Here is a 16,485-nt window from a genome sequence, read left to right as displayed (position 1 = left end):
CATGTTGAAAAGCACCTACGCCGCAGCGCTGTCCTCCATGCTGGTCGGGACCACGGGCCTGTTCGGCGGATCCCCCAGCCCGGCACCGGCACCGGCTCCGGCCGTCCCCGTGACCGTGAACGCGGACCACGTCATCACCCGGTTGAACGACGGAGCGGTCGGCGTCAACACCGCGATCTGGAACCCCGGCCTGCTCGACCGGCCGGCCGACCGGCTGATCCGCGACGCCGGAATCCAGACCCTGGCCTTCGACGGCGGCGGGGTCAGCGACCTGTACCACTGGCGCACCGGCCAGCTCAGCCCCGACCCCCAGGCCGCCGTGCACGATGCCCAGGGCCTGGACTATGAGGACCTCAAGCCGCAGTTCAGCTTCGACCAGTTCGCCGCGACCGCGCGGGCGACCGACAGCAAGATGCTGGTCCACGTCAACTACGGCACCGGTACGCCGCAGGAGGCCGCCGACTGGGTTCGCTACGCCAACAAGGTCCGCCACTACGGCGTCCAGGAATGGGCCATCGGCGAGGAGACGTACTTCAACGGCGCGCTCGGCGCCGGTCTGAACACCGAGCCCGACGGCCACGCGGACAAGTCGGCGCAGGCCTACGCGACGAACTCGCTCGCCTTCATCAAGGCGATGAAGGCCGCCGATCCCGGCATCCGGGTGGGGCTGGAACTGGCCGCCCCGATCCCCGGGACGCCGATGCTGGACTGGGACAAGACGGTGCTCCAGGTGGCCGGATCGGCGGCGGACTTCGTCGACGTCCACTACTACACCGGCGCCCAGACCGACGCCGCGCTGCTCGCCTCACCGCAGAACGCGATCCCCAAGGGCATGTCGAACCTGAGCTCCCTCGTCGCGTCCTACAACCCCAAGCTGAAGGTCGACATCGGGGAGACCAACTCCTTCTACCAGCAGGCACCGCAGCAGATCAGCCCCACCAATGCCCTCTACCTGCCCGAGGCCGTCCTGGCCATGCTGGAGAACGGCGCCAGCGAGGTCGACTGGTGGGCCCTGTACAACAAGTGGGGCGGGAACGCCGAGGGCGGCTACGGCGACCTCGGGCTTCTCGCCTCCGGCAACGTCAGCGGCGACGGCAAGTCCCAGGGCCCCAAGGCGGACACCAAGTTCGACCCCTACTACGGCATGCAGCTTCTCGGCGCGCTGGCCCGCCCCGGCGCCAAGCTCGTGACCGCCACCGCGGGCGGAGCCGTCGTGGCGCACGCCGCGCTGCTGCCCGGCTCGGAACTCGACGTGCTGCTGGCCAACAACGACCCCGACCACGCGGCCTCGGTGGACCTGCACGTCGCCGGATTCCACGCGGGGTCCGAAGCCACCATCCTGACCTACAGCGCGGCCACACACGGCATCACCGTGACGCACGGGACGGTTCCCAAGACACTGCCGGCGTACTCCCTCACGCTGGTCCTTTTGCGGCACTGAGCACGGCATGAGGCTGACCGAGTGAATCACGGTCATATCCGCCGATATGGCGGGGTAGCTTTGTGCCGAGCACATGGGGCAGGGGCCCCGAACCTGCTGAAAGGGGCGCCCTGCCATGCATCCTGGTATGCGCCGCAGCGCGCTTCTGGCTGCGTTCGGAACCGTCACCGCTTTGTCGCTGGCCATGGGCGCAGTGGCTTCGGGTGATGTTCGTCCCGTGCGGGCTCCAGTGCCACGGGCTCGCACCGCGGTGGATAAGGGCACTGTGGAAGTACTCCACGTCTCGTCGGCCGATGCCGGCCCCCGGTCGCGTGATGTCTATGTCTACCGTCCCGGTGTGACCGCGACTTCGGCGTTGCCGGTTCTGTACATGCTGCACGGCTATCCGGGACATCCCGCGGCGTTGATGCGCTGGATGGCTCCCATGCTGGATACCGCATTCGAGCGCGGTGCGGCGCCGTTCATCGTCGCGGTTCCGGACGGCAACAGCACGGCGCACTCCGACACCGAGTGGGCCGACTCCGTTGACGGGCGGACGCTCGTCGAGTCGTCGCTGATCCGGAGGATCCTCCCGGCGGTCGAGGGGCCGACCCCGCGGTCGGCGGGGATGCGCGCGATCGGGGGCTTCTCGATAGGGGGCTATGGGGCGATGAATCTCGGCCTGCGGCATCCTGATCTGTTCGGTCAGGTGGTCTCGGTGTCGGGCTACTTCCGTGTCGACGACACGTCCGGCATGTTCGCCAAGCATCGCGCGGCGATCGCCGCCAACACGCCGGACGCCATGGTTCGGGCCGCCTCGGGCCGCCGGTTCCTGCTGATCGAGTCGAAGAACGAGTCCGAGCCGTTGATCGCCGGGCAGGCCGCCGACTTCGCCGGCCGGTTGCGCTCCTGTCACTGCGCGGGCGATGTGGAGCTACGGATGGAACGGGGCGACCACAACGTGGATTTCGTCGGCGCGCAGACGCCCGCGATCGTGGCTTTTCTGGACGCGGGCTGGCGTCGTCCGGTTCAGTGACGCCGGTTGCCGGGTCGTGGGACGGCGCCAGGTCGTGGTGACGGGTCCAGGTCGTGGTGACGGCGCCAGGTCGTGGCGAGTCGCGCCCGCACAGTCGCCGTCCTTGATCGACAATGGGCACATGCACCCGCGGCGCTGGCACATTCTCATGGCTTTGAGCGTCGCGCTGTGTACGGTCAACATCGGCACGCTGGCGCTCAACATCGGCCTGCCGAGCATCGGCGTGGCGATGCGGGCGACGACCAGCCAGCTCCAGTGGATCACCGAGGCGTACGTCCTCGCCCTGGCCGCCCTCATGATCACGGCGGGCTCGCTCGCCGATCGCTTCGGCCGCCGACGGGTGCTCGTGGCCGGACTGCTCCTGTTCGCCGCCGCTTCGGCACTCGGCGCGCTGTGCCACGCGCCGTGGCAGCTCATCGGGGTACGCGCGGTATCGGGTGCGGCCGGGGCGATGATCATGCCGTCCACGCTGTCGATCGTCCGGAACGTCTTCCCGCCCGAGGAGATGGTCAGGGCGATGGCGGTCTGGACCGGCGTGGTCAGCGCGGGCGTCATGCTCGGGCCGATCGCCGGCGGGGTCCTTGTGGAGGCCTGGGGCTGGCCGGCGTTGTTCTGGATGAACGTGCCGCTCGTCGCCCTGGCGCTGTCGGCCATCGTGCTGGTGGTGCCGGAATCGCGCGCGGCCGGCCGGCGTCCGCTGGACCCGCTGGGCATGGTGCTGGGCGCGGCGTCGACGACGGCGCTGGTCTATTCGGTGATCCAGGCTCCGCACGCGGGGTGGACCAGCGCGGCGACGCTGGGGACGTTCGGCGGCGGCGTGGTCGGGTTCGTCGTGTTCCTGTGGTGGGAACGCCGGACGCGGTATCCGATGCTCGATCTGACCCTGTTCCACAATCCGCGGTTCTGGGCGGCGAGCATGGCGGTGACGATCGCCTACTTCGCACTCATGGGTACCGCGTTCCTGCTGACGCTCTACATGCAGACGGTCCAGGGCCACAGCCCGGTCGGCTCGGCGCTGCGGCTGACGCCGATGGCGGTCGCCGCCGGCGTCGCCGCGGTGTCCGCCGAACCGCTCGTCCACCGCTTCGGGACGCGCGACGTCGTCGCCGGCGGCCTGGTGGTCACGGCACTGGGCATGTCCGTGTTCTCCACGGTCGGCTGGCGGAACAACGAGACGCTGGTCTTGACCGGCCTCGGGGTGCTGACGCTGGGCCTGGTCGCGGCGGGCATCGCCGCCAGCGAGTCCATCATGAGTTCGGTGTCGGCGGACCAGGCGGGCTCGGCGGCAGCCGTCGACGAGACCTCGATCGAGCTGGGCGGCACCCTCGGCGTCGCGGTCATGGGAAGCGTCTACGCGGCCGGGTTCGCCTCCGGCCTGACCTCGGCCGCCCAGGCACTCCCGGCCGAGCTGCGAAAGGTCGCGACCGAGTCGGTCAGCGGAGCGATCGACGCCGCGGACCGGGTCGGCGGACCGGTCGGAGCCGACTTCGCCGCGGTCGCGCGCGCCTCGTTCCTGGACGGGACCCAGACCGCCGCCTGGATCGGCGCGGGCGTCGCGTTGGCGGGGGCGTTGCTGACGCTGCGGTTCCTTCCGGGGGCGGACTCGAAGGAAAGCTGAGCCGGCACCGAGTCCTCGGCCGAGATCATGTAGGCAAGAGCGCCGCCCACGCATTGTGGCCGACTGCGGCAAGCCCCTGCGGGAAACGCGCTACGACACGGCTGCGACATGACGGGGACGGGGTGCCGACGGGGGCGCTGGACAGTCGGCGGCATGATGACGACAGTCCAGCTGAAACCTGCCAGTCCAGCGTCCTCGGTGCGCGGGAGACGGCATCTGCCCGCGTTGGACGGGCTGCGGGGGGTGGCGATTCTCGGGGTGCTGCTGTTTCACACCGGGCATCTCGGTGGGGGGTTTCTGGGGGTGGACCTGTTCTTCGCGCTGTCGGGGTATCTCATCACCGATCTGTTGCTGCGGGAGGTTGGTGGCAGCGGATCTGTTTCGCTGGTGGGGTTCTGGGGGCGGCGGATTCGGCGGTTGGTGCCGGCCTTGGCGGTGATGCTGGTGGTGGTGACGGTGGTGGTCTGGGGGTTCGGGGCGCCGGATCTGGTGCGCTCGACGCTTTCGGACGGGCCTTGGACGCAGGCCGACCTGGTCAACTGGCACCTGCTTGCCGAGTCGGCCAGCTACTGGGATTCCCACGATGCGCCGCGGGTGTTCGAACACCTGTGGAGCATCGCGGTTGAGGAGCAGTTCTATGTGGTGTGGCCGGTGGTCGTGCTGCTGATGGCCGGGTGGGCGCGGCGGACGGGGCTGCGGGCAAAGCGGCAGGGCGAGCGGCAAGTCGAGCTGCGGGACAAGCGGGTCGAGCAGAGCAACGATCAGCGAGTCGAGCGGCAGGACAAGCGGCGGGTCGAGCAGAGCGACGAGCAGCCTGTCGAGCGGCAGATAGAGCGGCGAGTGGAGTCCTGGGTCGCGGCGAGTGCACTGGTGATCTCGCTCCTGTCACTGGTCCTGATGATCGCCCTCGTCGACCCGAACGACCCGACGCGCGTCTACACCGGCACCGACACGCGTGCCTTCTCGTTGCTGCTGGGCGCCCTCGTGGCGACCCGGCCGGTCCGCGAGGCGCTGGGCCGCGTTGTCGGGCGGCGTGGCGGTGCGGTGGCGGGCGTGCTGGTGGTGGGTATCGCAGTGGCCTGGTCCGTCGCCGATGGGACGGGCTCGCACTGGTTGTATGTCGGAGGCCTGTTCGGGCACTCGTTGGCGGCCGCGTTGCTGATCGGGCTTTGTGTGCAGGTGCCGGGGTCGGTGGTCGCGCGGGTCCTGGGCTGGTTGCCGCTGCGTTGGGTCGGGCAGATCTCCTACAGCCTGTACCTGTGGCACTGGCCCGTCTTCGTGTTCCTGTCCCCGCAGCGTCTCCATGTCGCCGGGTGGACGTGGATCGCGGTGGTGTGTGCTGTCTCGATCGGGTCGGCCGCGGCGTCGAAGTACCTGGTCGAGGATCCGATCCGGTTTCGTGCCGGGTGGGCGCGGGGGCGCGGTGGGCTGGTGGCGTTCGTCGTTCTGATGGTTGGGATGGCGGTGCTGTGGTGGGCGCTGCCCGCACCGGCAACGCCCGCGATCGACATCACCCGGCTGGGCTGATCAGCGGGCAGGTCCGCAGCGTGTCCGACTCGGGGGTCGGCTGCGTGAACACGATCTGGACCTTGGTGGACCTCGCCCCGCCGCGTTGCACGTCGACACCCAGCGCCGTGCACACGATCTGCTCGATACCGAAGGCGGTCACATCCGTGGAGGCCAACGGCGCCATGAGTCGGATCACCCCGGGAGCCATGGTCACCGTGACCTGGACGGTTCCCACTCCCCAGATCTCACTGTGCAGATCGGCGTCCGCGGGGGGACCGGCGAGCAGCAGCGAAAGCGCCTCGGCGATGGTGCCCAGTTGCTCAGTCGGGCGCACCTGCGGCTGGAGGTGCCGGTCTGAGTCGACGAAGTACAGAGTCGGCCCCGGGGCGACCCCACCCGGCGCCTGGCCTGCCGCGCGCACCCCGGTCGGGGTGACGCCGCAGCCGGCGACCAGCGCGAGGACCACCGCAAGCGCCGCCACCATCGCCCACCGCGCCCGCCTCATGTGTCCTCCCTACCGCGCGGCAGGCGCACCACGAAGCGCGCACCGCCACCGCTCGCGTTGCCGGCGGTGAGCTCACCGCCGTGCAGAAGCGTGTTCTCCAGCGCGATCGCGAGCCCCAACCCGCTGCCCGGGGCGCGGCTACGCGCTTCGTCCGCCTTATAGAAGCGGTCGAATACGTGCGGCAACACCTGCTCGGGCAGGCCCGGGCCGCTGTCCGTCACCTCGATCCACACCTGCTCGGGCGCACCGGACACGCTCACTCGCACCGGCGGCGCGCCATGGCGCAATGCGTTGCCGACCAGGTTGGCGACGATGACGTCCAGTCGGCGCCGGTCGCAGCGCGACCAGATCTCCCCCGGCGCCGAAAGCTCCACCTGGTCGGTCCACGCCCGAGTGCGCAGGCAGTCGCGCACGGCGCCGCCGACCTCGACGTCCTCTGTCCGCAATCGGGCGGTCCCGGCGTCGAACCGCGAGACCTCCATAAGGTCCTCCGCGAGCTGTACCAGCCGATGGGTCTCGGCGATCGCCAACTGCGCCGACTCCCGCGCGTCGCCGTCCATCTCCTGGCTCGCGGCCGCGAGCACCTCCATCACCGCCGTGAGCGTGCTGAGCGGGGTCCGCAACTCGTGCGAGGCGTCGGCGGCGAACCGCCGCGCGTCGTCCTGCATCCGACGCATCGCCGCCATCGAGGTCTGCACCGACTCGGCCATCTCGTTGAGCGTGACGGTGAGATCGGCCAGCTCGTCCGCGCCCCGCGGTACCGCGCGCGCGTCGAGGTCGCCCGCCGACAAGCGGCGTGCGGTATCGCGCAGGCGCCGCACCGGACGCAGCACGCTGCCGGCCGCCACCAGCGCCAGCAGCACCGCCAGGGGGAGCGCCAGCCCGGTGGTGATCGCCTCAGACCTGGTGAGGCTGTGGATCTGGCGCTGGACACTGGTCAGATCCCGCACGGCGTAGACCTGGATGCCGGACGGGGTGCGCGTCCCCGTCGTAGAGGTGATCACGACGGGTGTTCCGACGATCAACCATGGCCGCCCCTGAGCGGCGATCCGCTGCACGAACAGGGAGTCGCCATGCTGTACCGCGGCCCGGATGGCGTCGGTGATCAGGTCAGAGTCGGGGCCGGTCGTGGAGCGCAGGTTCTGGTAGGTCACCGTGGTGTCCGCGCCGACCGCCGAGGCGAGCTGATCCAGGGTGGACTGGCCCGGCGGGTAGGTGAGTCCGGCGGCGTTCGCGGTGATCTGGTTCGTGACGGTCTCCACGAACTGTCGCTCGGCGCCGGCGGCCAGCGCGGTACTCGCCGATCGGGCACTGGACCAGGCCGCCGCCGCCGCGCCGAACACGGTCACCAGCACGAAGGCGACCAGCAGCCGGGCGCGCAGCCCACGCGGCCACGCACGGCGTCCTCGCGACCCACGCGGCCACACGCTTCGTGCTCGCAACCCACGCGGCCACGCCAGCCGGGCGGTCATACCGGCCCGAACCGGTAGCCGAACCCCCGCACCGTCTGCACGTACACCGGGTTCGCCGCATCAGCCTCGATCTTCGCGCGAAGCCGCTGTACGCAGTTGTCGACCAGCCGCGAGTCCCCGAGGTAGTCGTGCTCCCAGACCTGCTCAAGCAGCTGTTGGCGGCTGAACACGCGGCCCGGTGCCCGCGAGATCGTGAGCAGCAGCCGCATCTCGGTGGGCGTGAGCGGTACCTGCCCGCCACGCAGCGCCACGGTGAGGCCGGACGTGTCGATGCGCAGTTCACCGAACTCGCGCACGTCCCCGTCCGCACCGGGCATCCGCCGCAGGACGGCCCGGATGCGCGCGTCCAGCACGCTCGGCCGCGCGGGCTTGACCACGTAGTCGTCCGCGCCCGCCTCAAGCCCGGCGACGACGTCGAAGTCGTCCCCGCGCGCCGTCAGCATGATCACCGGTGTCGTGCCGGCGGCCCGGATCCGGCGGCACACCTCGAATCCGTCGATGCCGGGCAGGATCACGTCGAGCACGACCAGGTCCGGCTTGGATTCCTGGAGCCGGAGCAGGCCCTCCTCCCCCGTGCCCGCGGCCCCCACGGCATAGCCGAGCCGGCTCAGCGCCAGCTCCAGGCCCCGCCGAAGTCGCGGATCGTCCTCGATGATCAAAATCGCCTCCACCCGTCCAGTATCGGCGACCTGGGCTTCCACGCCGGGCCGAGCGGGTTCCTACGACACAACCGCGACACAACCGGGCAGGCGCTCGGACACGGCCGGACGAACGTTGCCGTCATGACCAAGACACGAAACCTCACGCTCGGCCTGGCCGGCGTCGCCCTGCTCGCCGCCGCCTGCTCCGCCCGGTCCGGCACCTCCAATGCCTCCGGCGGCGCGGCTGTGGCGGCTACAGCAAACGGCGCGAACAGCACGAACAGCGGCAACGGCCCCAACGGCGGACTGGCCAAGGTGCTCTTCCTCGGCGACTCCATCGCCGTCCAGGAGTCACTGCCCCTGGCCGCCGCGTTCAAGGCGAGCCACGTCCAGTTCCAGTCGATCGCCGCCGACGGCGGCGGGAACGTGCTCGGCCCGGCCAGCGACAACAACTGGCAGACGCTCCCGGGGCAGATCGCCTCGGCCAAACCGAGCGTGCTCGTCTACCAAATAGCCAGCTACGACTGGGGCAGCCAGCAAGACCAACAGGCCGCCTACCAGAAGCTGCTCGCCACGGCCACCGCGAACGGCGCCAAGCTGCTCTTCGTCACCATGCCGCCGATCAAGGCCGACGACTTCTACCAGCCGCACATGGCCGACCTCGCGCGCACCAAGGCCGCCGCGCAGGCGGTGGCCGCAGGCGCTCGGAACCAAGCGGCCGTGCTCGACGCCGCCGCCGTGTGGGGTCCGTCCTACCAGCAGGACCGGGACGGCAAGCCCGACCGCAGCAGCGACGGCGTCCACACCTGCCCGCAAAGCGCCGCACGCTTCACCAACTGGCTCCTGGACCAGCTGCACGGACAGTTCGCGGGGTTCAACCCGGCGCCGGCGCAAGCCTGGGCCAACGCCGGCTGGTCCGCGAGCCCTGACTTCCACGGCTGCTGATCCGGCGAGACCAGCAAACCGCGCCGCTTCAGTTGCCGGACAGGCGGGGCAGGACGCGCTGCCGATCGGCCTCGGTGCCGCGTTCGGTGAGGAGGGCGGCCGAGCCGAGGACCTGGGGGTCGGGGACCCGGGCGATCTCAGGGTCCTTATCGGCGTACGGGAACAGCGACAGGACGTGCTGCATCGCCGCGAGGCGGGCGCGCTTCTTGTCGTTGCTCTTGACCACGGTCCAGGGCGCGTCGGCGGTGTCGGTGTAGAAGAACATCGCCTCCTTCGCGTCCGTGTACTGCTGCCAGCGTTCCAGGGAGGCGAGGTCCATCGGGCTCAGCTTCCACTGGCGGACCGGGTCCACCTGCCGGATCAGGAACCTGGTGCGCTGCTCGGCCTGGGAGACGGAGAACCAGAACTTCACCAGCGTCATGCCGTCGCGCACCAGCATCCGCTCGAATTCCGGGGCCTGGCGCATGAACTCCAGGTACTCGGCCGGGTCGCAGAAGCCCATGACCCGCTCGACGCCGGCGCGGTTGTACCAGGAGCGGTCGAACATCACGATCTCGCCGGCGGCCGGCAGGTGGGTCACGTAGCGCTGGAAGTACCACTGGGTGCGTTCGCGCTCGGTGGGCTTCTCCAAGGCGACGACCCTCGCGCCGCGCGGGTTCAGGTGCTCGATGAAGCGCTTGATGGTGCCGCCCTTACCGGCCGCGTCCCGTCCCTCGAACAGGATCACCAGCCGACCGCCGGTCTCCTTGATCCAGTTCTGCAGCTTCAGCAGTTCTATCTGCAACAGCCGCTTGTCGTGCTCGTACTGCATGCGATCCAGGCGCTCGCGGTACGGGTAGTCCTGGCGCCAGGTGTCGATCGGCACGCCGTCGGGGCCGATCAGGATCGGATCGTCGTCATCGGCCTGCTCGATACGCAGGCCGCCGGTCTCGCTCACGTCGGCGAGCAGCCAGGCGCGCTCGCGATCGAGCTCGCGATCCAGTTCGTCGGAGGCGGGGTTGGGGCTGGCATAGGTGTCTGTGGACGGCGGGTCAGTCGGTTCTGCACTCACAGCGGCAATATCCCGAACGCGTTCGCCAGATGATCGACCATACGTCGAACATTACGCTAACTCCCGTGGCACCGAGGCCGGCTGCGCGCAGGCGACGATCAAGAAGACGCCCACGGGGATCACCACCAAACCGATCAGAAACGTGACGAAGCCGACAACGCCGGCCGCCGTCAGCGCGATCGCGAGCGTCCAGGCCGCCAGAGCTGCCGGTCGCGAGCCGCGACGGACGGCGTGCCACAGCAACAGTCCCACCCCGAGCGCCACCACCAGCGGGATCGCGGCGAGGCCGAGGGCCGCGACGCCGTCGTGGGACAGCAGCGTGACGCGCGGTGCGGCCCGGAACACCGGCGCGACCGGCGGCGTGGCGGGGGGCACGTCTCCGGGCTGCACCGTCGAGGTCGTCGGCGGGGACTGGAGCGTGACCACGGGAACGAGCGCCGCGGCCAAGGGAATGAGTGCGCCCACGGCTGTGGCGGAGCCGACGAGCCAGGCGCGGACGTGCGGCTGTGGCAGGGGGCCTGCCACGCCGGGGTAGGAGACGACATTCGCGGTGTTCATCAGGCCTCTCTTGCATATAGCAGTGTTCTGATTACGGTGAGTCCCAAGAAGGCTGTGGCACGGATCCATGGTGCGCGTCCAGACCCCTCATCCGAAAGGTCGCAGGCATGACTGACACCGACCGCGTTCCCGACCTGCCGGCCCTTCCGTTCCCCAGCCACTCGCTCACTCCCCCGGCCGAATACGCCGAGCGGCGGGCGAGCTGCCCCTTCGGGCAGGTGCGGCTGCCCAGCGGCGATCCGGCGATCCTGTTGCTGACCTACCGGGACGTGGCCGCGGCGATGGCCGAGCCGCTGCTCTCGCACGACCTGACCGGGCCCGACGCGCCGCGGATGACCGCCGAGCCGAGCTTTCTTCAGGACCCTGACATCGTGCTCAACAAGGACGGCGCGGACCACCTGCGGCTGCGCCGCATCGTCGCCAGCGCCTTCACGCCGCGCCGGGCCGAGCGCTGGAAGCCGGTGATCCGGCAGGTCGCGAACGAGTTGATCGACGATCTGGAGAAGGCGGGACCGCCGGCCGATCTGGTCGCGGGCTACTGTTTCGCGCTCCCGGTGCGGATCATCTGCCGGCTGCTCGGCGTGCCCGAACACGACGCGCTGCGGTTCCGCGTCTGGTCCAACGCCTTCGCCGCCGGCGCGCGGATGACGCCGGAGCAGGTCGGGGCGGAGATCGGCGCGTTCTTGGCGTACATGGCCGAGCTGATCGCCGCCAAGCGCGCCGAGCCCGGCGAGGACCTGATCGACGACCTGATCGCGGCCCGGGACGGCGCGGACAAGCTGACCGAGCAGGAACTGCTGACGCTGGCGACCGGTCTGATCGCGGCCGGCAACGAGACCACGGCGACCGCCCTGAGCCGCGCCCTGGCCGAACTGCTCGACGGCGACCGCACGCTGTGGACGCAGCTGCTCGACCATCCGGACCTGCTACCGGCCGCGGTCGAAGAGCTGCTGCGCTTCACCGGCCTGAGTAACAGCACCCTGCTACGCCGGGCGGTCGCAGACGTCGAACTCCCCTCCGGCACCGTCAGGGCCGGGCAGACGATCGCGCTGCCCCACAACGGCGCCCTGCGCGATCCCGAGGCCTACCCGGACCCGGACACCATCCGCTTCGACCGGGACGCACCGCCGACCCTGATCTTCGGCGGCGGCCCGCACTACTGCCTGGGCGCGCCCTTGGCGAAGGCCGAGTTGACCATCGGGCTCGAAATGCTGCTCCGGCGCCTGCCGACGCTGCGGATGGCCGTCGCCCGCGATGAGCTGGAGTTCAGCGGTGGGGAGATCGTCGACTCGATGATCGCGCTGCCGGTCGCCTGGTGAAAGGCGAGCGAAAACGTGCAGGGCCGCCCGGAAGGGCGGCCCTGCACTTCCTGACCCATCCGATGCCCACCTACGAACGAGTCCCCACTCGTTCTGCATGGACACCGCTCGTGGAGGAGTCAGAAACCGATGACGGCCCAGCCGTTCATGGCACGAAGCACGAGATGTCCTGCCCATGAGCGCACGCGCTTCCACCGTTCCCCATCGATGTGAAGGAACGAGCAGCGCCCGACGCCGCTCGCTGACGCGACACGAGGGCTCTCATGATCGCGTGGCGCGATCCTCGCAGGAGGGAGAACCCTGTCGCTAGGGCGTTCGAATGTGAGGTGGCTCTCATCAGCGCTACGGGTCAGTACTATTGCTGATAGTAGGTGACTGGCACCAGGTGAGCGGCGGGGAACTACCCGGATCAGCTGGGGATTCACCCACGCCCCGGCCGTCGGGTGACGGCCGGGGCGTGGGTGATGGGTGTCGGTTATCAGGTATCGGGTGCCGGAGATTCGCGGCTGTCGGCTACCGCATCAGTTCGCTGCGATGCCCTCGCCGCCGGCCGCGCCGGCCACGGTGACCGAGCCGATGGCCGTCAGGGTGCCGTTGGGAGCGATCGAGTACTCGTCCACTATGCCGGTGGCGCCGGTCTGGACGTAGAGGTTGTGGCCGGCGGCCGCGGCGTCGACGGTGCCCATGTCCGTCTTGGTGGTGCCGAGGCCCGTCAGGGCGTCGTGCGTGCCGAGGCGCAGGCCCGTCTCGGTGGCGCTGCCGGCGTTGGAGGCGAACAGCAGGTCGCCGGCACGGGCGATCCAGCAGGTGGCGGCCTGGCCGGTGGCGTAGGCGGACTGCTGGGTCAGGGTGCCGTCGGCGCCGACCCGGTAGGTCAGGACCGAGTTGGTGCCGGCCTGGACGAGGGCGATCTGGTCGCGTCCGGTGTTCACGAAGGCGAAGGGCACGGTGCCGGGGAAGGAGTTCACGGTCGGGGACTGCGCCGGGGCGCCGTCGTGGCCGAGGCGGTAGACGAGCACGTCGTTGCTCGCGGCCTTGGTGGTCACCACCAGCTGCCGGCCGTCGCCGGTGAAGCCGACCTGGCCCGGGGTGTGGGTGAACTGCGGCGTGCCGGTCGCGTCGAGGCCGAGCGGGCGGTTCCAGTCCGTCCGGAGTTGCAGGCGGCCGTGGGACACGCGGTAGCCCTGGACACTCGCACCGTCGGCGGCGTTGAGCACGTAGACGACGTCCCGGTGCACGGCGACGCTGACCGGGAACGTGCCGCCGGAGGAGACGACCTGCTCCAGCGTCAGCGCGGTGCCGTGCACCGCGAACACCGAGACCGTGTTGCTGCCCGCGTTCACCGCGTAGAGCAGGTGGTGCTCGGCGTCATAGGTGAGCGCACCCTGCGAGGCGGTGTGGTCGACCGCGCTACCGGTGAGGACGCCGCCCAGACCGCCGGTGGCGTAGGTGTGGGCCAGCTTGAGGGTGCCGTCGGCGGCGCGCTGGTAGGAGACCACCTGGTTGCCGGCGGTGTTGTCGGTCTGCACGAAGACGGCGTGGGAGCCGTACCCGTTGTCCGCGGAGGTGGCCGCGCCAGCGGTGGCCGCAGTCGCGGTCGTGGTCGTGGTCGTGGTCGTGGTCGCGGCATTCGCCGGGACGGCGGTCACCGCGATGGCGGCGCAACCGGTGGCGACGGCGGCCACGGACAGGCTCGTGCGACGGAAGCTCTTACTCATGGTGGATTGCACTCCTTGTTGATGGTTCCATCCAGACGCGCTGTCCGGACGTCTCACAGGTGTCGCCAGATCTGCGCGGTGCTGGCGTCGCACCGCTGCAGGCGGACTTGGGTCCCCTTGAACTCGTCGTCGACGCACTTGGCAGCGCGGGTGCCGACCAGTTCGCCGTCGCTGAAGACGAACTGTTCCCCGGGGTCGGTCCCGGGGTCGGTCCCGCACGCGGCGAGCTGCACCAAGGCGCCCCCTTGGGTGCCCGTCGCGTCCATGCACAGGCCGCCGACGCGGATCGTGCCGTCGGAGGCGATGCTCCAGCCCAGGCTCGCCGCGGTGCCGCATGCGGCTGTGCTCACCGGCGTGCCCGGGGCGTCGGATGTACGGCCCAGGCACTGCCCGCTGTGCGTGTTCTCGAATAGGGCCGCCGGACCCATCGACAGCGACGGGGAGGGATGAGGCGGCGGTGTGGCCGCCGAATGCGGGCTCTTACTCGGTACGGCGGGAGTGGCAGGCGCGGCAGGCGCTGCCGGCGCGTTCGACGACGGGGCACCGGCGGACGAAGCGGGCACCGGCTCGGCGATGGTCGTCGTGCCGGTCACGGTGCCGGTCGTCGTCAGCGAAGGCCCGGCCGCCGCACTCGCCCCGGCGCTTCCCGCACCGCTCGAACACGCCGCGGCCCCCGCGACGATCACGGCGACCAGCACCGCGCTCGACACCGCGCTCGACACCGCCGCACCACTCCCCCGGCCGCATCGCACCGCCCGCGGAACCCGCACCGGCCGCACGCCACCGGTCGTGTTCGAGCCTTCGGACATCGCCCCGCCCCCTCCTGGACATCGCATCGGTCACACCGCGCCGGAGGGTGCCTCACCCCGGCGCGGCGCTCGACCGACGTTGCCACGCGATGGGGCTGACCGGGCCGTTCGGTGGCGGGCCTTTCGCAATCCGTAAGACTTGGCATTCGTTGGAGGCGCCGGTGTTCCGGCCAGCTACTAGGGTCGAGTGCCATGCGCAACCGCGATCTGGCCCGCCTGAGGCATCTCCGCACCCTGGATCCGGTCGAGGACCACGAGGAGATCTACCGGACGGTCGTGCAGTACGAGTTCGGCTGGGAGACGTTGCTCGGGCTGAATCTGGCGTTCTACCGGACGTTCGGGATCCCGGCCATCGCCGAGTTGCTGTACTCGACCGGGGAGATGACCGAGCGGACGCGCAAGCGCGCGGACGACACCGGGTTGCTGATGTACGAGCTGATCACGCACGGGCTGGAATCGGAGCGGGGCCGGGTGGGGGTCCGGCGGCTGAACCAGATCCACCGCCGCTTCGACATCCGCGCCGAGGACTACCGGTACGTGCTGGCCACGTTCGTCGTGGTGCCGACCCGATGGATAGAACAGACCGGGTGGCGGCCGATGTGCTGCCACGAGCGCGCCGCGACCGTCGAGTTCTACCGGCGGCTGGGCGCGTTGCTGCACGTCACCGACATCCCGGCCGACTACGCCGGGTTCGAGCGGCTGCTCGACGCCTACGAGGCCGAGCATTTCGCGCCCACCGCCGCCGCCGAAGCGCTGATGACGGCCACCCGCGGGCTGTTCGCCGGCCGGCTGCCCGGCCGGCTCAAGGCCCTGGCCGGGCCGGTCGCCGACACGCTGCTGACGCCGTCGCTGCGCAAGGCCGTCGGGGCGCCGACTCCGGCGCTGCCGGTCCGGATGCTTGTCGGTGCCCTGATTCGGGTGCGCGCCACGGCTGAGGCGTGGAAGGCGCCGCGTACCGAGCCCTACCTCACGCTCGGCACGGCGCCGAGCTACCCGAACGGCTATCGGATGGAGGAGCTGGGACCGCAGAGCCCTGAGTAGAGCAGCGCCCCAGCTCCCCAGCTCCGCATCCCAGCTCCGCGTCTCAGCTCTCTGCGACCACCGGGGCGAGCGCCGCCGACAGCTCGGAGGAGTCGATCCCCCGCAGCGCACGCCAGGCCAGGTCGCCGTTCTTGTCGATGATGAGCGTGGACGGCAGCGCGGCCAGCGAGGTGATGCCGACCAGCTTGGTCAGCAGGCTCCCGTCGTCGCCGTCGACCAGGCTCGGGTAGGTGATCTGCTGGTCCTTGACGAACGCCTGGCCCTGGCCGGCGTTGTCGCGGGCGTCGATGCCCACGAACTGCACGCCCTTGTCCTTGTAGGCCTCGTAGGTGCTTTCCAGGTACCGGGACTCGGCCTGGCAGGCGTCGCACCACGACGCCCAGAGGTTCATCACGACGACCTTGCCCTTGTACGCGCTCAGGTCGAGCTTGGTGCCGTCGAGGGTGGTGCCGGAAAGCTCAGGGAAGGGTTTGCGGTCCTTTGCCGGGATGGCGCTGATAGATCCGAGATTGTCGGCATTTTTCTTTCCCGAGCCGCAGGCGGCCAGGGTGAAGGCCAGGGCGGCAACCGAGGCCACGGCGGTGTACCTGCGGAGGGGGTTCATGCGGCGTGGCATGGGGGAAGTCTCGCATGCGGCGATCGGACCGTTTCGTCGGGGCCCGCCCCCACCTATAGCCCGACCCCACCTATATGAGTGGCGACGCGGTTTTCGCCCCGCTAGATGATTGAGTCCGATCGCTTGGCTGGTCAGTGGTCGTAGGCGATCAATGATCGCTTGCTTGCCGCGCCGGTCTTGGTGTTGTGCCAGATCGCGGCGGCCATGGCCAGCAGGCGCTGGCCGAT

Annotated in this window: 15 protein-coding genes and 1 pseudogene; 7 read left to right on the top strand and 9 right to left on the bottom strand. The window is 70.2% G+C overall.

What is annotated here, in order from left to right:
* Position 1 precedes the first annotated feature (1 nt).
* The 4 genes from KGQ19_RS24640 to KGQ19_RS24625 all read left to right on the top strand — a co-directional run bounded on the left by KGQ19_RS24640 (position 2) and on the right by KGQ19_RS24625 (position 5,601).
* A complete protein-coding gene (locus KGQ19_RS24640; RefSeq protein ID WP_212012129.1) occupies positions 2-1,441 on the top strand; it encodes a hypothetical protein in 1,440 nt (479 codons plus the stop codon).
* Between the two features lie 355 nt (positions 1,442-1,796).
* Complete coding sequence (locus KGQ19_RS24635) at positions 1,797-2,456, top strand: alpha/beta hydrolase (RefSeq protein WP_438801875.1); 660 nt, start codon at positions 1,797-1,799, stop codon at positions 2,454-2,456.
* Positions 2,457-2,577: 121 nt separating this feature from the next.
* Complete coding sequence (locus tag KGQ19_RS24630) at positions 2,578-4,074, top strand: MFS transporter (RefSeq protein WP_212012119.1); 1,497 nt, start codon at positions 2,578-2,580, stop codon at positions 4,072-4,074.
* 156 nt (positions 4,075-4,230) lie between these two features.
* Positions 4,231-5,601 (top strand): acyltransferase family protein, encoded by a 1,371-nt coding sequence (locus tag KGQ19_RS24625; RefSeq protein ID WP_368862156.1) that lies wholly within the window; start codon positions 4,231-4,233, stop codon positions 5,599-5,601.
* Here the strand turns inward: KGQ19_RS24625 and KGQ19_RS24620 are convergent.
* From KGQ19_RS24620 to KGQ19_RS24610, 3 genes are read right to left on the bottom strand one after another with little or no spacing between them, the layout of a single operon-like run.
* Complete coding sequence (locus tag KGQ19_RS24620; RefSeq protein WP_212012115.1) at positions 5,585-6,088, bottom strand: GerMN domain-containing protein; 504 nt, start codon at positions 6,086-6,088, stop codon at positions 5,585-5,587. The two genes, KGQ19_RS24625 and KGQ19_RS24620, sit on opposite strands and share 17 nt — an antisense overlap.
* Positions 6,085-7,515, bottom strand: coding sequence for an ATP-binding protein (locus KGQ19_RS24615; protein ID WP_212012114.1), 1,431 nt, complete (start codon positions 7,513-7,515; stop codon positions 6,085-6,087). The genes KGQ19_RS24620 and KGQ19_RS24615 overlap by 4 nt, the downstream gene beginning before the upstream one ends.
* A 41-nt stretch (positions 7,516-7,556) precedes the next feature.
* Positions 7,557-8,231, bottom strand: coding sequence for a response regulator (locus KGQ19_RS24610; protein ID WP_212012112.1), 675 nt, complete (start codon positions 8,229-8,231; stop codon positions 7,557-7,559).
* Positions 8,232-8,342: 111 nt separating this feature from the next.
* Between KGQ19_RS24610 and KGQ19_RS24605 the strand changes: the two genes are divergently transcribed.
* A complete protein-coding gene (locus KGQ19_RS24605) occupies positions 8,343-9,146 on the top strand; it encodes an SGNH/GDSL hydrolase family protein (protein ID WP_212012110.1) in 804 nt (267 codons plus the stop codon).
* A 28-nt stretch (positions 9,147-9,174) separates the two neighbouring features.
* Here the strand turns inward: KGQ19_RS24605 and ppk2 are convergent, their stop codons facing one another.
* A complete protein-coding gene (ppk2, locus tag KGQ19_RS24600) occupies positions 9,175-10,095 on the bottom strand; it encodes a polyphosphate kinase 2 (protein ID WP_230419344.1) in 921 nt (306 codons plus the stop codon).
* Positions 10,096-10,248: 153 nt separating this feature from the next.
* On the bottom strand, positions 10,249-10,755 hold the full coding sequence (locus KGQ19_RS24595) for a hypothetical protein (protein WP_212012108.1): 507 nt from the start codon (positions 10,753-10,755) through the stop codon (positions 10,249-10,251).
* 107 nt (positions 10,756-10,862) lie between these two features.
* Between KGQ19_RS24595 and KGQ19_RS24590 the strand changes: the two genes are divergently transcribed.
* The gene (locus tag KGQ19_RS24590; RefSeq protein ID WP_212012106.1) at positions 10,863-12,074 is read left to right on the top strand and encodes a cytochrome P450; all 1,212 of its coding nucleotides are present in this window, start codon (positions 10,863-10,865) and stop codon (positions 12,072-12,074) included.
* A gap of 521 nt (positions 12,075-12,595) precedes the next feature.
* On the opposite strand, the gene KGQ19_RS24585 is transcribed toward KGQ19_RS24590, so the two are convergent.
* Positions 12,596-13,792 (bottom strand): beta-propeller fold lactonase family protein, encoded by a 1,197-nt coding sequence (locus KGQ19_RS24585; RefSeq protein ID WP_212012104.1) that lies wholly within the window; start codon positions 13,790-13,792, stop codon positions 12,596-12,598.
* Positions 13,793-13,845: 53 nt separating this feature from the next.
* Positions 13,846-14,601, bottom strand: coding sequence for a ricin-type beta-trefoil lectin domain protein (locus KGQ19_RS24580; protein ID WP_212012102.1), 756 nt, complete (start codon positions 14,599-14,601; stop codon positions 13,846-13,848).
* Between the two features lie 192 nt (positions 14,602-14,793).
* On the opposite strand from KGQ19_RS24580, the gene KGQ19_RS24575 reads away from it, so the two are divergent.
* Positions 14,794-15,642 carry an oxygenase MpaB family protein gene (locus tag KGQ19_RS24575; protein WP_212012100.1) on the top strand — a complete coding sequence of 283 codons (849 nt, stop codon included), beginning with the start codon at positions 14,794-14,796 and terminating at the stop codon, positions 15,640-15,642.
* 43 nt (positions 15,643-15,685) lie between these two features.
* Here KGQ19_RS24575 and KGQ19_RS24570 read toward each other — a convergent pair whose 3' ends face one another.
* Together KGQ19_RS24570 and KGQ19_RS52920 are read right to left on the bottom strand one after the other, a co-directional pair.
* Entirely contained in the window at positions 15,686-16,258 is a 573-nt protein-coding gene (locus tag KGQ19_RS24570) for a TlpA family protein disulfide reductase (RefSeq protein WP_212012098.1), read from the bottom strand.
* Positions 16,259-16,389: 131 nt separating this feature from the next.
* Positions 16,390-16,485, bottom strand: a pseudogene (locus KGQ19_RS52920) (IS982 family transposase); the annotation flags it as partial.

The sequence above is a fragment of the Catenulispora pinistramenti genome (assembly GCF_018274385.1).
Taxonomy (GTDB): Bacteria; Actinomycetota; Actinomycetes; order Streptomycetales; family Catenulisporaceae; genus Catenulispora; species Catenulispora pinistramenti.
This window is presented reverse-complemented; position numbering and strand designations above follow the sequence as displayed.